Here is a 12,944-nt window from a genome sequence, read left to right on the forward strand (position 1 = left end):
GGCGTGCCGGTTCAGGCGTCGAGCGGCTGCCCGTCCTGGAACACCCGCAGTTCGCCGGGCGCGAAGGCCTGCCAGTCCTCGTCGGCCGTCAGCGGTTCGGTGACGATGACCGCGACGCGGTCGTTCGGCGTGGTGTGCTCGGCGAAGTTCACCGTCAGGTCCTGGTCCTGCAGCCGCGCGTGGCGGAACGGGTGCTGGCGCACCAGCCAGTGCAGCCGCGTGGCGCCGTGCGCCCACAGTGCGTCGCCGTTGCTGAGCAGGAAGTTGAAGCTGCCGTGGCGGGCCACCGGCGGCGCCAGCTCGCGCAGCGTCTCGGTCAGGTCGCGCACGCTGGGCACCGACGCGTGGTTCTTCGCCAGCTCCTGCAGCAGCCAGCAGAAGGCGCGCTCGCTGTCGGTGTCGCCGACCGGATGGAAGGCGGCGTGCAGCTTGGGGTGGAAGTCCTTCAGGTCGCCGTTGTGGGCGAACACCCAGTAGCGGCCCCACAGCTCGCGCACGAAGGGGTGGGTGTTCTGCAGCGCCACGCCGCCCTGCGTGGCCTTGCGGATGTGCGAGATGACGTGTCGGCTGCGGATCGGGTAGCGCCGCACCATCTCGGCCACCGGCGAATCGTTGGCGCTGTGGTGGTCGACGAAGCAGCGCACGCCGGGGCCCTCGAAGAAGGCGATGCCGAAGCCGTCCTTGTGCTCGACCGCGCGCGTCGCGAAGCCGGTGAAGCTGAACACGATGTCGGTCGGCGTGTTGCCGTTCATGCCGAGCAGCTGGCACATGGGATGCGTGGGGAAGAGGGAATGGAGACGCGGACGGACAGTATCGGCTTCTATCGTCGGCGCGGCCACGGCCGCGGTCGTGCGTGGGCCGCCGTGCAACAGATCGCTTCGGTGTGCAAGGCCTTGCACAACCGGCAACGGAACGGCCGCTGCATGACACACTCGTTCGCAGCGGCGCCCCCACGGCCGCGGAGCCCCCGATGACCGATGTTGCCGATCTGCCGACGAACCCCACCGACGCCGGCCTGCCGACGCCGCGCGTGCCGCGCAGCTACCGCTGCCGCTGCGGGCGGCCGGTGTTCTTCCGTAACAGCCTGTGCCACGGCTGCGGCGCGGCGCTGGGCTACGAAGCACTGCGCGGGCAGGTGCTGGCCCTCGACCCCGGCCCCGAGGAGAACACCTGGCACGTGGACGGCGACGCGCAGACGCTGTACCGGCGCTGCGGCAACTTCGACACCATCGCCGGCTGCAACTGGCTGGTGCCGGCCTCGGCCGACGGCCGCTTCCAGCCGCTGTGCCAGGCGTGCCGGCTCAACCGCACCATCCCCGACCTGACGCAACCCGACCACGCCGAGCTGTGGCGCCGCATCGAGCTGGCGCGGCGGCGGCTGGTGTCGCAGCTGATCTCGCTGGGCCTGCCGGTCGCGTCGCGCGTGATCGGCGACGACCAGGACGCCGAGCGCGGCCTGATGTTCGACGTGCTGGCGCCACTGCCCGGCGCGCCCGCGGTGATGACGGGGCATGCCAGCGGCCTGATCACGCTGAACCTCGACGAGGCCGACGACGCGGTGCGCGAACGCATCCGCGCCGCGATGCGCGAGCCCTACCGCACGCTGCTGGGGCACTTCCGCCACGAGGTGGGCCACTACTACTGGGACCGGCTGGTGGACGGCACGCCCTGGCTGGACGGCTACCGCGAGCTGTTCGGCGACGAGCGCGACGACTACGCCGCGGCGCTGCAGCGCCACTACGCCAGCGGGCCGGCGCCGGACTGGGCGCAGCGCCACGTGAGCAGCTATGCCAGCACGCACCCGTGGGAGGACTGGGCGGAGACCTGGGCGCACTACCTGCACATGGTCGACACGCACGACACCGCGCTCAGCTTCGGCCTCGACGCGCGCACGGTGGCGATCGAGATCGAGCCCTTCGGGGCCGACGTGCTGTGGCGCCCCGACGATCCCGGCGCCGCCCACTTCCTGGGCTTCGTCAACGAATGGGTGGCCCTGACCAGCGTGCTCAACGAGCTGTCGCGCAGCATGGGCCAGCACGACTTCTACCCCTTCGTGCTGCCGCGTCCGGTGGTGGCGAAGCTGCAGTTCGTGCACCTGGTGGTGCAGGCGGCGGCGGCCGAGCCGCAGAGCGCGGCGCCCGCGAAGGAACCGCTCGCTGCGACCGATGCCGAAGCCGCCGTGCCTCCGGAGGCGCCCTCCGTCAGTGCAGCACCAGCGGCTGCTGCATCAGCGCCGCGTAGCGACTGACGTAGGCGTCGATCTCCTCTTCGGACGGCGAGGTCTCGATCAGCGCGTCCACGCCCTCGCGGAAGCTCGCGGCCAGGGCGCCCTCGATGAAGATCTCCTTGCGCGCGAACTTGTCGACGATCTCGTAGCCGCCCCGCGTCAGCCCGGGCACGCCTTCGCGGACGTCCGGTTCCTCGGACGCCACCTCGAACTGCACCACGGCAAAACTGTCGGAGTTGTAGAGCATCTGCATGGACTTCCCCTTTGAGGGCCAGATGATGGGGCTGACGCAAATTTCAAGCCAGGAGCCGTCTCGCCCGCAGGATTCGACTCAGTTCACCCGCAGCAGTTCAAACGCGTCGCTGCTGCCGTCGGTGAGGCGGGCGCGCACCGGCAGGTACTGTCGGGCCGGGTCGAGCCAGAACTCGGCGCGGGTGTCCTGCGGGCCTTCGGGCTCGCGCAGGAAGCGCAGCGCACGCACGCTGCCGGCCGGCGTGTCGACCGACTGCAGGCCCTCGAAGCGCAGCGACCAGACGTGGGCGTCGCCACGCGCCCCGACCACCCGGATCAGGAAGTGCTCGCCGGCCGGCGGCGGCTTGCTCCAGGCGTTGGCGATGGCCGCGAGCTGCAGCATCACGCTCAGGCGGTCCTGCACGCCGGGCGTCACCGGCTGCTCCGGGCTCTGCCCCGAAAAGCTGATCACGCCGGCGCCGCGCTGGAAGCTGGCCGCCTGCTCGGCACGCCGCAGCCGCTTGTCGGTGTAGCGCTCCGGCGCCAGGCCGGCGGCGTCGAAGCCGCCGCGGCTGGTCTGCGTGATCAGCGTGCCGATGATCGGCACCCGGCCCTCGAGCCGCAGCACATAGCCGCTGCCCTGCGGTCGCCAGTCGATCTCGCCGCTGCCGGTGATGGCGCCGCGGCTGAGGCGGTAGTCGACCTTGGCCGCGGCCGGGATGCGGGTGCGGTAGGTCGGCGGTGCAGCGTCGCCACCGGTCGCCGCCGCGGCGGGTGCCGTGGCCGCAACGGCCAGCAGCAGGTCGTCGGGCCGCGCGGCGGGCACGGCTTCGCCCGCCACCTCAACCGCCGACGGCTCGGCATCGGCCACGGCGCGACGGCGCGACGGCGCGGCTGGCGCGACCTCGACAGGCCGGACGCTGGGCCCCGGCGGCGCGGCCCGCGCCGCCGCCAGCGCCTCGAGCACGGGCAGCGTCACGGTGGTTTCGGCGCTGGCGAGCAGCACGGGTGGCGCGAGCGACGCCCCGGCCGGCGAGGCAAGCGCCCAGACCGATCGGCCCGGGGCCGCTGCGGGCAAGGGCGCGTCGGGGCGCGCCCCCCCGAGGCCCTCGAGCGCCCAGGCGTGCAGCAGCAGCACCGCCGCAGCCAGGCCGGCGAGCCCCAGCGTGCCGTGCCGTCTCATCGGCGGCGCCTCGGGGACCGGGTCGCCGCGGGCGCCGGACCGGCGTCCGCCCCGCCGAACTCGCGCGACAGCGCGGCGGCGACCGAGCGCGCGGCCCGATCGATCACGCCGCCGGCCCGGCCATCGAAGGCGGCGCTCGGGCCCAGCGTGACCAGGCCGAGCACGAGGCGGCCCGTGGCATCGAACACCGGATGACACCAGGTGACGAGGCCCGGTTGCGGATCGCCGTCGGCCGTGCCGGCGCCGCGCGCGCGGACCGCTGCGGCCCAGGGGGCCCCACCGGACCCGGTGGCGAGCCGCGCGAGGGAACGCACCGGACTGGCGCCGCGTTCACGCGCCAGCACGGACGCGATCTGCTCGCGCGGCAACCAGGCGGCGAAGCAGCGGCCGGTCGCGGAACTCGACAAGGGCATCACGCTTCCCAAACGCAGGCCGATGGTGAGCGGCTGACACGAAGGGGTCTCGCAATGCACGATGATGGGACCGCGCTCGCTCCACACGGCCAGCGCCGTCGTGTGGCCGATCGCCTCGCACAGGCGAGCCGCCGCCGCGCGCGCGGCCGCCAGGCCGTCGAGCCGTGCCAGGCTGGCGAGTCCGAGGCGCCGCGCCGTCGGACCGAGGTCGTAGCGGCTGGTGGCAGGATCCTGGGCCACGAGCCCGACGCGCTGGAAACTCACGAGGTAGCGGTGGGCCTTGGCCGCGCTCATGGCACAGGCGGCGGCCAGATCGCGCAGCATCATCGCGTCGGGCGCGGAGGCCAGCGCGTCGAGCACGGCATAACCGACCTCGACCGACTGGATGCCGGCGCGCCCGGGCATCATGGCCGCATCGACCGTGGCGGGAGGAGAACGCGTGGACACGACGGCAAATTTACAATGACGGAATCGATTCACTGTATCGAAATTTTGCCAACGGGGCCGCGACCCCGCCGAGGAGACCGACACCGATGAAACTCGCCACCTACAAGGACGGCTCGCGCGACGGCCAGCTGGTCGTCGTCTCGCGCGACCTGTCCACGGCCCATCACGCGAACGGCATCGCCGGTCGCCTGCAGCAGGTGCTGGACGACTGGAACTTCCTGTCGCCGCAGCTGCAGGACCTGTACGAGACGCTGAACCAGGGCAAGGCCCGCCACGCCTTCGCGTTCGAGCCGGCGCAGTGCATGGCGCCGCTGCCGCGCGCCTGCCAGTGGGCCGACGGCTCGGCCTACCTCAACCACGTGGAGCTGGTGCGCAAGGCGCGCGGCGCCGAGGTGCCCGAGAGCTTCTACACCGACCCACTGATGTACCAGGGCGGCAGCGACGACCTGCTCGGCCCCTGCGACGACATCGTCGTGCCGAGCGAGAAGATGGGCATCGACTTCGAGAGCGAGGTCGCGGTGATCACCGGCGACCTGCCGATGGGCGTGTCGCCGGAAGCGGCGATCGACGGCATCCGCCTGCTGATGCTGGCCAACGACGTGAGCCTGCGCCACCTGATCCCCGCCGAGCTGGCCAAGGGCTTCGGCTTCCTGCAGAGCAAGCCGGCCACCGCCTTCAGCCCGGTCGCCGTCACGCCCGACGAACTGGGCACGGCCTGGCAGGGCGGCCGCGTGCACCTCACGCTGCAGACCCAGTGGAACGGCAGGAAGGTGGGCCTGTGCGAGGCCGGGCCCGAGATGACCTTCCACTTCGGCCAGCTGATCGCCCACCTGGCCACCACGCGCCGGGTGCGCGCCGGCAGCATCGTCGGCAGCGGCACGGTCAGCAACAAGGACTGGTCCAAGGGCTACAGCTGCATCGCCGAGAAGCGTGCGATCGAGACGATCGAGGGCGGCGCGCCGGTCACCGAATTCATGCGCTACGGCGACACGGTACGCATCGAGATGAAGGGCAGCGACGGCCAGAGCGTGTTCGGCGCGATCGAGCAGACGGTGGCAGCACCGGGCTGACCCGTGCACGGCGGCGCATGACCGAGTTCCCCCGCACCCTGAAGATCGCCACCGTCTGGCTGCTGCTGGGCCTGGCGGTGTTCCTCGGCTTTCGGGCGCTGGAGGCGCAGCAGCAGCGTTCGCGCTTCTCGCACGAGGGCGGCGTGATCGAGATCCGGCGCGGCAACGACGGCCACTACCACTGGCCCGCTCGGCTGAACGGCCGCGAGGTCGACTTCCTGGTCGACACCGGCGCGACACGCAGCGCGATCTCGGCGGCGCTGGCCGACGAGCTGAAGCTCGAGGCCATCGGACGCATCGATTCCAGCACCGCCGGCGGCGTGGTGCGCGGCCACGTGGCCCGGGCCGACCTGGTGCTGGACGGCGGCGTGCGCGTCGAGCGCCTGCCGCTGGTGGTGCTGCCGGCGCTCGGCGACAAGCCTCTGCTCGGGATGGACGTGCTGGGCCGGCTGCGCTGGCAGCAACAGGGTGGCGTGCTGCGCATCGAGGCCGGCTCCTGAGGTCGTTCGCGCCGAGGCGGGTTCTTGCCTAGCGCGAACCGCGCACAAGCGCGGCGCGGCGCCGCACAATGGCTGGTCCCACGACCACAACAACAGGAGACCGCCGATGACTGCCGCCCCCCCCGACTTCGCGAAACTGGTTCCCGGCTTCGACTTCCTGCAGGGCCTGGTCAAGAACGCCGGCTCGGTGCTGCCCAACATCGGCCAGTGGGTCGCGCCGACGCTCAACCCGGAGGAACTGGAGAAGCGCATCGAGGAACTGCGCACGGTGCAGTTCTGGCTGGAGCAGAACGCGCGCATGCTGGGCGCGACGATCCAGGCGCTGGAAGTGCAGCGCATGACGCTGTCGACGCTGAAGACCATGAACGTGCAGGTGGCCGACCTGCGCGAATCGCTGCGCATCAAGCTGCCCGACGAGGCGCCTGCCGGCGCGCCGCCCGCGCCCGCCGACGACCACTCCGACGACGCGCCGGCCGAGGCCGCGCCGGCGAAGAAGCGCGCCGCACCGCGCGCGAAATCCCGCGCCGCCGCCGCGCCGGTGACCGGCATCGTCGACCCGACGCAGTGGTGGGGCGCACTGACGAAGCAGTTCACCCAGCTGGCCGCCAGCACCATGAAGGACGTCGCCTCCGACTCCGCGAAGCAGCTCGCCGGCAACCTGGTGAAGCAGAGCTTCGACGCGGCCGAGCAGACCATCAAGGTCGGCATGGCGCCGGCCCGCAAGGCGGCCGAGATGGCCGGCGGCGTGGCCAACCGCGCGGCGCGCGCGGCGGCGGCCGGCAAGTCGGCTGCCAAGCCTGCTGCGGCCAGGAAGAAGGCCGCACCGGCACGCAAGGCAGCCGCGCGCCGACGCTGACGTTTCCCGTGCCGGACTCGATGCAAGCCTTTGCCCACGCCCACGCCACCCACCCCGACGCCCGACTGGCCCTGGGGCTGGTGTGCGCGCAGCTCGACGCCCAGCTCGCCGACCGCCCCGCGCCGACGCTGGGCTGGTGCTACCTGACCGACCACCACGCCAACGCCGCCGAGGCCCTGCTGGCCGACCTGCGCGAGCGCTTCCCGGGCACCGCCTGGGTCGGCAGCGTCGGCATCGGCATCTGCGCGAGCGGTGTCGAGTACTTCGACGAGCCCGGGCTCGCGGTGATGCTGGCGGCGATGCCGCACGAACAGTTCCGCGTGTTCTCCGGACGTCGGCCGCTGCAGGGCGATGCCGGCTTCGTGCCGCACACGGCGCTGGTGCACGCCGACCCGTCGACGCCCGAGCTGTCGGAGCTGGTCGGCGAGTTGAGCGAGCGGGTCGACAGCGGCTACCTGTTCGGCGGCCTCGGCTCGGCGCGCAACCGCGTACTGACGATCGCCGCGCCCGGCGGCGACGACGCCGATGAAGGTGGCGTGTTCACCGGCGGCCTGTCGGGCGTGGCGTTCACGGCCGACGTGGCGATCGTCTCGCGCATCACCCAGGGCTGCCAGCCGGTGGGCCCGGTGCGGGCGATCACGCGGATCGAGCGCAACGTGGTCTACGAGCTCGACGATCGACCCGCGCTCGACTGCCTGCTGGGCGATCTGGCCGTCGACGAGCAGGCGCCACGCGAGGCGCTGCCCCGCATGCGCAGCACGCTGGTCGGGCTGAGCGATACCGCGACCCCGCAGCCGGGCGAGTTCGTCACCGCGGCGCGCGGCCATGCCTTCGGCACCGAGACGCGCGTGCGCCACCTGATCGGCATCGACCCGCAGCGCCGCGGCATCGCGATCGCCGACACCGCGCTGGCCGGCCAGCAGCTGGCCTTCTGCCACCGTGACACCGACGCGGCCCGCCGCGACCTGGTGCGCATCGCCACCGAGATCCGCAGCGCGCTCGAGCCCGAGGAGCTGCCGGACGGCGGCGCGGCCGCCACCGGCGGGCGCCGGATCGCCGGCGCGCTCTACGTGAGCTGCACCGGCCGCGGCGGCCCGCACTTCGGGGCGCCGTCGGCCGAGCTGCAGCTGCTGCGCCATGCGCTCGGCGACGTGCCGCTGGTCGGCTTCTTCGCCGCAGGCGAGATCGGCCACCGCCATCTCTACGGCTACACCGGCGTGCTGACCGTGTTCACCGCGCCGGCGTGATGATGACCTGCCCGAAGCGCTGCCGGGCCTTGCGGCTGCGGTCTCGGCCCGGGGAACCGGCGTGCAGGGTCGCGGTCTGACAACCATGCGCGTCCCGTCGCTTCCGATCGTCGCGGGCCTGATGGCGCTGGCCCCGCACGCGCCGGCGTCGGCCCAGGCGACCTCCACCGCCACGCCGGCTTCGGCGGCCTCGGCCGCCGCACCCTCGGCGCCCGCAGCGCGCGAGATCGTGCAGCAGCGCCTGCCCGATGGCCGCGTGATCTTCACCGACCGGCCGCAGCCGGGGGCGAAGACCGAACGCCGCTGGACCACCACCCCGGAAGACCCGGCCGAGGCCGAGGCGCGCCGCGCCGCGGCGCAGCGCGAATCGGCCGCGGTCAGCGAACGCATCGGCCGCCAGATCGAACTGCAGCGCGAACGCGACCAGGAGGTCGAGCTCGCCCGCGCGAAGGCGGCGCAGGCCGAGGCCGAGCGCGAGGCGGCCCGCGCCCGCGCCGAGGCGGAAGCGCCACCGCCGGTGGTCGTGATCCCGCACCGCCCGGTGCGACCGCGCCCGCCTCCCACCGTGCGACCGCCGGAGCCTCGCCCGCCGGAGCGACCCGGCCCCAAGGTCCCGCCCCGCCCAGGCGCCACGCCACCGCCGGGCACGCTGGTGGATCACTGACGAGAACGGCCTGCGGCGTTCGTCGCGCGCCATTGCCCTCGTCCGCGTCAAAACCGCCAGAACCCGAGCGCATGGCCGGCGGGGTCGGCAGCGCTTAAGCTCGCACGTTGAGTGCGGCCGTCGCCATCCGTGGGGATCGGCGGCCACGCCAGGAGACCTCGATGAACGCACCGCTCGCCGCGACCGCGCTGCCTGCCGCCCCGTCCCGCGAAGAACGCAGCCGCCGCCAGGCCGAAGTGGTGGCCGCGCTCGCGCCGCTGCTGCCCGCCCATGCGCTGCTGTGGCAGCGCGAGGACACCGTCCCGTACGAGTGCGATGGCCTCACCGCCTACCGCGCCATGCCGCTGGTCGTGGCGCTGCCGGAGACCGAGGCCCAGGTCGCCGCGGTGCTGAAGGCCTGCCACCGCCTCGCGGTGCCGGTGGTGGCGCGCGGCGCCGGCACCGGCCTGTCGGGCGGCGCGATGCCGCACGAACTCGGCGTGACGCTGTCGCTCGCCAAATTCAACCGCATCCTGAAGGTCGACCCGGTCAGCCGCACCGCCGTCGTCCAGTCGGGCGTGCGCAACGCGGCCATCAGCGAGGCCGCCGCGCCGCACGGCCTGTACTACGCGCCCGACCCGAGCAGCAAGATCGCCTGCACGATCGGCGGCAACGTGGCCGAGAACTCCGGCGGCATGCACTGCCTGAAGTACGGCCTGACGATCCACAACGTGCTGCGGGTGCGCGGCTACACCGTCGAGGGCGAGCCGGTCGAGTTCGGCTCCGAGGCGCTCGACGCGCCCGGCCTGGACCTGCTGTCGGCGGTGATCGGCTCCGAGGGCATGCTGGCGGTGACGCTCGAGGTCACCGTGAAGCTGGTGCCCAAGCCGCTGCTGGCGCGCGCCATCCTGGCCAGCTTCGACGACGTGCGCAAGGCCGGCAACGCGGTGGCCGCGCTGATCGGCGCCGGCATCATCCCGGCCGGCCTGGAGATGATGGACAAGCCGATGACCGCCGCCGTCGAGGACTTCGTGCACGCCGGCTACGACCTCGACGCCCACGCCATCCTCATCTGCGAGAGCGACGGCACGCCCGAGGAGGTGGAGGAGGAGATCGCCCGCATGGTGGCGGTGATGGAAGGGGCCGGCGCGACACGCTTCGACATCAGCACCAGCGAGGCCGAGCGCCTGAAGTTCTGGAGCGGGCGCATGAACGCGTTCCCGGCCAGCGGGCGTATCAGCCCCGACTACATGTGCATGGACTCGACCATCCCGCGCAAGAAGCTGGCCGAGATCCTGACCCGCATCACCGAGATGGAGACAAAGTACGGCCTGCGCTGCTGCAACGTGTTCCATGCCGGCGACGGCAACCTGCACCCGCTGATCCTGTTCGACGCCAACGACCCCGACCAGCTGCACCGCGCCGAGCTGTTCGGCGCCGACATCCTGGAGACCAGCGTGATGCTCGGCGGCACCGTGACCGGCGAGCACGGCGTGGGCGTCGAGAAGCTCGCATCGATGTGCGTGCAGTTCACGCCGGCCGAGCGCGAGCAGATGCTCGGCCTCAAGCGCGCCTTCGACGCGGCCGGCCTGCTGAACCCCGGCAAGGTGATCCCCACGCTGCACCGCTGCGCCGAGTACGGAAAGATGCACGTGAAGAAGGGCCTGCTGCCCTTCCCCGACCTGCCGCGGTTCTGACGCCGGTCGGCCCTCCATCCGTTCGAGAACCCGTGCCACGACGATGACCTCTCCCGACGACGACCCCGCCTTGCGCGCCCTGGTCGAGCGCGTGCGCGCCGCGCAGGCCGACGGCACCCCGCTCGAGATCGCCGGCCACGGCTCCAAGGCCTTCTACGGCGGCCCGCGCCACGGCGAGGCGCTGCACACCACCGGGCTCACCGGCATCTCCAGCTACGAACCCACCGAGCTGGTGGTGAGCGCACGCGCCGGCACGCCGATCGCCGAGCTGGAGGCGGCGCTCGCCGAGCACGGCCAGTGCCTGCCGTTCGAACCGCCGCGCTTTCGCGTCGGCTCGGTCGCCAAGGGCACGGTGGGCGGGCTCGTCGCGGCCGGCCTGAGCGGGCCCAGCCGCGCCAGCGTGGGCGCGGTGCGCGACCACGTGCTCGGCGCCACGCTGCTGAACGGCCGCGCCGAGGTGCTGAGCTTTGGCGGCCAGGTGATGAAGAACGTGGCCGGCTACGACGTGTCGCGTCTGCTGTGCGGCTCGATGGGCGTGCTGGGCGTCGTGCTGGAGGTGTCGCTGAAGGTGCTGCCGGTGCAGCCGGCCACGGCCACGCTGCGCTTCGAACTCGACGAGGCTGCAGCACTGCAGCAGCTCAACGCCTGGGGCGGTCAGCCGCTGCCCGTGAGCGCCAGCGCGTGGTGGGCCGGCATGCTCCTGCTGCGGCTGCGCGGCGCACGCGCCGCGGTGAATGCCGCCGTCGACACCCTGCTCACGCGGCACCGCGGCGAGGGCGTGGAAGACAGCCTGGCCACGCCGTTCTGGGACGGCCTGCGCGATCACGAGGACGAGTTCTTCGTGAAGGCCCGCACCGCGGTCGAGTCGAACACCGGCGCGGCGCTGTGGCGCCTGTCGGTCCCGCAGACGGCCGCGCCGATCGCGCTGCCCGGCGAGCAGCTGATCGAATGGGGCGGCGCGCAGCGCTGGTGGTGCACCGCCGCCAGCGCGGCCACGGTGCGCGAGGCGGCCCAGCGCGCCGGCGGCCACGCCACGCTGTTCCGCGGCGGCGACAAGACGGCCGGCGTGTTCACGCCGCTGAGTGCGCCGCTGCAGCGCATCCAGCGCGAGCTCAAGCGCGAGTTCGACCCGGCCGGCGTGTTCAACCGCGGCCGCCTCTACCCCGATCTGTGAGCTGACCCCGCACGATGCAAACCACCCTTGCCCCCGAATACCAGGGCAGCGCCGACGGCGCCGATGCCGAAGCGATCCTGCGCAAGTGCGTGCACTGCGGCTTCTGCACCGCCACCTGCCCGACCTACCAGCTGCTGGGCGACGAACTCGACGGCCCGCGCGGCCGCATCTACCTGATCAAGCAGGTGCTCGAGGGCGCCGAGCCGACGCGCAAGACCCAGCTCCACCTGGATCGCTGCCTGACCTGCCGCAACTGCGAGTCCACCTGCCCGTCGGGCGTGCAGTACGGCGCGCTGGTGGACATCGGCCGCCGCGTGGTCGATGCCAAGGTCGAGCGCCCGGCTGGTGAACGTGCCGCTCGCACGGCGCTGAAGGAAGGCCTGACCTCGCCGCTGTTCGCCCCGGCGATGAAGCTCGGCCAGCTGTTCCGTCCGCTGGTCCCCACGGCGCTGAAGGCCAAGGTCCCGCCGAAGGCCCCGGCCAGCGCGCACCGCTGGCCGACGCGCAGCCACCCGCGCAAGGTGCTGATGCTGCTGGGCTGCGTGCAGCCGGCGATGGCGCCGAACATCAACAGCGCCACGGCGCGCGTGCTCGACGCCGCCGGCATCCAGACCCTGGTGGCCGACGACGCCGGCTGCTGCGGTGCCATACGCGACCACCTCGGCGACCACGAGGGTGGCCTGGCCGACATGCGCCGCAACATCGACGCCTGGTGGCCGCTGGTCGAGGGCCTGACCGGGCAGGGCGCCGTCGAGGCGATCGTGATGAACGCCTCGGGCTGCGGCGTGACCGTCAAGGACTACGCCCGCCACCTGAAGCACGACCCCGCCTATGCCGAGCGCGCCGCGAAGATCTCGGCGCTGACCCGGGATCTGAGCGAACTGCTGCCCGACCTGGTGCCCAAGCTCAAGCCGCGGCTGCGCGGCAAGGCGCCCAAGCTCGCCTTCCATCCGCCTTGCACGCTGCAGCACGGCCAGCAGCTGCGCGGCGGCATCGAGGGCGGTCTGCGCGAGCTCGGCTTCGACATCACGCTGACCCCGACCGACAGCCACCTGTGCTGCGGCTCCGCCGGCACCTACTCGGTGCTGCAGCCGGCGCTGGCCTACCAGCTGCGCGACCGCAAGCTCGCCGCGCTCGCGCCGGTGGGCGCACAGGCCATCGTGTCGGCCAACATCGGCTGCATCCAGCACCTGCAGAGCGGCACGCCGACGCCGGTGAAGCACTGGGTGGAGGTGCTCGACGAGGCGCTGGCCTGA

The 12,944-nt window shown here is 72.8% G+C and carries 13 protein-coding genes; 9 read left to right on the forward strand and 4 right to left on the reverse strand.

The window, feature by feature from the left end; all coding sequences use genetic code 11:
- Nucleotides 1-11: 11 nt before the first annotated feature.
- Nucleotides 12-770: a class II glutamine amidotransferase gene (locus tag MPE_RS18330; protein ID WP_011831201.1), complete on the reverse strand. Its 759-nt coding sequence runs from the start codon at nt 768-770 to the stop codon at nt 12-14.
- 200 nt (nt 771-970) lie between these two features.
- Between MPE_RS18330 and MPE_RS18335 the strand changes: the two genes are divergently transcribed.
- The gene (locus tag MPE_RS18335) at nt 971-2,248 is read left to right on the forward strand and encodes a zinc-binding metallopeptidase family protein (protein ID WP_011831202.1); all 1,278 of its coding nucleotides are present in this window, start codon (nt 971-973) and stop codon (nt 2,246-2,248) included.
- On the opposite strand, the gene MPE_RS18340 is transcribed toward MPE_RS18335, so the two are convergent.
- The 3 genes from MPE_RS18340 to MPE_RS18350 all read right to left on the reverse strand — a co-directional run bounded on the left by MPE_RS18340 (nt 2,202) and on the right by MPE_RS18350 (nt 4,462).
- Nucleotides 2,202-2,480, reverse strand: coding sequence for a BTH_I0359 family protein (locus MPE_RS18340; RefSeq protein ID WP_011831203.1), 279 nt, complete (start codon nt 2,478-2,480; stop codon nt 2,202-2,204). The two genes, MPE_RS18335 and MPE_RS18340, sit on opposite strands and share 47 nt — an antisense overlap.
- A 78-nt stretch (nt 2,481-2,558) precedes the next feature.
- Nucleotides 2,559-3,641 (reverse strand): DUF3108 domain-containing protein, encoded by a 1,083-nt coding sequence (locus MPE_RS18345; RefSeq protein WP_041929758.1) that lies wholly within the window; start codon nt 3,639-3,641, stop codon nt 2,559-2,561.
- Nucleotides 3,638-4,462, reverse strand: coding sequence for an IclR family transcriptional regulator (locus MPE_RS18350; protein WP_011831205.1), 825 nt, complete (start codon nt 4,460-4,462; stop codon nt 3,638-3,640). The genes MPE_RS18345 and MPE_RS18350 overlap by 4 nt, the downstream gene beginning before the upstream one ends.
- A 125-nt stretch (nt 4,463-4,587) precedes the next feature.
- Between MPE_RS18350 and MPE_RS18355 the strand changes: the two genes are divergently transcribed.
- The 8 genes from MPE_RS18355 (at nt 4,588) to glcF (ending at nt 12,944) form a co-directional block, all read left to right on the forward strand.
- On the forward strand, nt 4,588-5,571 hold the full coding sequence (locus tag MPE_RS18355) for a fumarylacetoacetate hydrolase family protein (protein ID WP_011831206.1): 984 nt from the start codon (nt 4,588-4,590) through the stop codon (nt 5,569-5,571).
- 17 nt (nt 5,572-5,588) lie between these two features.
- Nucleotides 5,589-6,071, forward strand: coding sequence for a retropepsin-like aspartic protease family protein (locus tag MPE_RS18360; RefSeq protein WP_011831207.1), 483 nt, complete (start codon nt 5,589-5,591; stop codon nt 6,069-6,071).
- 106 nt (nt 6,072-6,177) lie between these two features.
- Nucleotides 6,178-6,927: a PhaM family polyhydroxyalkanoate granule multifunctional regulatory protein gene (locus MPE_RS18365; RefSeq protein ID WP_011831208.1), complete on the forward strand. Its 750-nt coding sequence runs from the start codon at nt 6,178-6,180 to the stop codon at nt 6,925-6,927.
- A 20-nt stretch (nt 6,928-6,947) separates the two neighbouring features.
- On the forward strand, nt 6,948-8,174 hold the full coding sequence (locus MPE_RS18370; RefSeq protein ID WP_011831209.1) for an FIST signal transduction protein: 1,227 nt from the start codon (nt 6,948-6,950) through the stop codon (nt 8,172-8,174).
- Nucleotides 8,175-8,259: 85 nt separating this feature from the next.
- Nucleotides 8,260-8,838 (forward strand): DUF4124 domain-containing protein, encoded by a 579-nt coding sequence (locus tag MPE_RS18375; RefSeq protein WP_011831210.1) that lies wholly within the window; start codon nt 8,260-8,262, stop codon nt 8,836-8,838.
- Between the two features lie 161 nt (nt 8,839-8,999).
- Entirely contained in the window at nt 9,000-10,514 is a 1,515-nt protein-coding gene (locus MPE_RS18380) for an FAD-linked oxidase C-terminal domain-containing protein (protein ID WP_011831211.1), read from the forward strand.
- A 43-nt stretch (nt 10,515-10,557) separates the two neighbouring features.
- Entirely contained in the window at nt 10,558-11,688 is a 1,131-nt protein-coding gene (gene glcE, locus MPE_RS18385) for a glycolate oxidase subunit GlcE (protein WP_011831212.1), read from the forward strand.
- A gap of 14 nt (nt 11,689-11,702) precedes the next feature.
- Nucleotides 11,703-12,944 carry a glycolate oxidase subunit GlcF gene (gene glcF / locus MPE_RS18390; RefSeq protein ID WP_011831213.1) on the forward strand — a complete coding sequence of 414 codons (1,242 nt, stop codon included), beginning with the start codon at nt 11,703-11,705 and terminating at the stop codon, nt 12,942-12,944.

This window comes from Methylibium petroleiphilum PM1, from assembly GCF_000015725.1.
GTDB classification, from domain to species: Bacteria; Pseudomonadota; Gammaproteobacteria; order Burkholderiales; family Burkholderiaceae_C; genus Methylibium; species Methylibium petroleiphilum.

Coding starts and splice junctions, on each gene's coding strand:
- MPE_RS18365 (WP_011831208.1), top strand. CDS start 6,178: ATGACTGCCGCCCCCCCCGACTTCGCGAAACTGGTTCCCGGCTTCGAC.
- MPE_RS18345 (WP_041929758.1), bottom strand. CDS start 3,641: ATGAGACGGCACGGCACGCTGGGGCTCGCCGGCCTGGCTGCGGCGGTG.
- glcE (WP_011831212.1), top strand. CDS start 10,558: ATGACCTCTCCCGACGACGACCCCGCCTTGCGCGCCCTGGTCGAGCGC.
- MPE_RS18330 (WP_011831201.1), bottom strand. CDS start 770: ATGTGCCAGCTGCTCGGCATGAACGGCAACACGCCGACCGACATCGTG.
- MPE_RS18340 (WP_011831203.1), bottom strand. CDS start 2,480: ATGCAGATGCTCTACAACTCCGACAGTTTTGCCGTGGTGCAGTTCGAG.
- MPE_RS18375 (WP_011831210.1), top strand. CDS start 8,260: ATGCGCGTCCCGTCGCTTCCGATCGTCGCGGGCCTGATGGCGCTGGCC.
- MPE_RS18370 (WP_011831209.1), top strand. CDS start 6,948: ATGCAAGCCTTTGCCCACGCCCACGCCACCCACCCCGACGCCCGACTG.
- MPE_RS18350 (WP_011831205.1), bottom strand. CDS start 4,462: ATGATGCCCGGGCGCGCCGGCATCCAGTCGGTCGAGGTCGGTTATGCC.
- glcF (WP_011831213.1), top strand. CDS start 11,703: ATGCAAACCACCCTTGCCCCCGAATACCAGGGCAGCGCCGACGGCGCC.
- MPE_RS18360 (WP_011831207.1), top strand. CDS start 5,589: ATGACCGAGTTCCCCCGCACCCTGAAGATCGCCACCGTCTGGCTGCTG.
- MPE_RS18380 (WP_011831211.1), top strand. CDS start 9,000: ATGAACGCACCGCTCGCCGCGACCGCGCTGCCTGCCGCCCCGTCCCGC.
- MPE_RS18355 (WP_011831206.1), top strand. CDS start 4,588: ATGAAACTCGCCACCTACAAGGACGGCTCGCGCGACGGCCAGCTGGTC.
- MPE_RS18335 (WP_011831202.1), top strand. CDS start 971: ATGACCGATGTTGCCGATCTGCCGACGAACCCCACCGACGCCGGCCTG.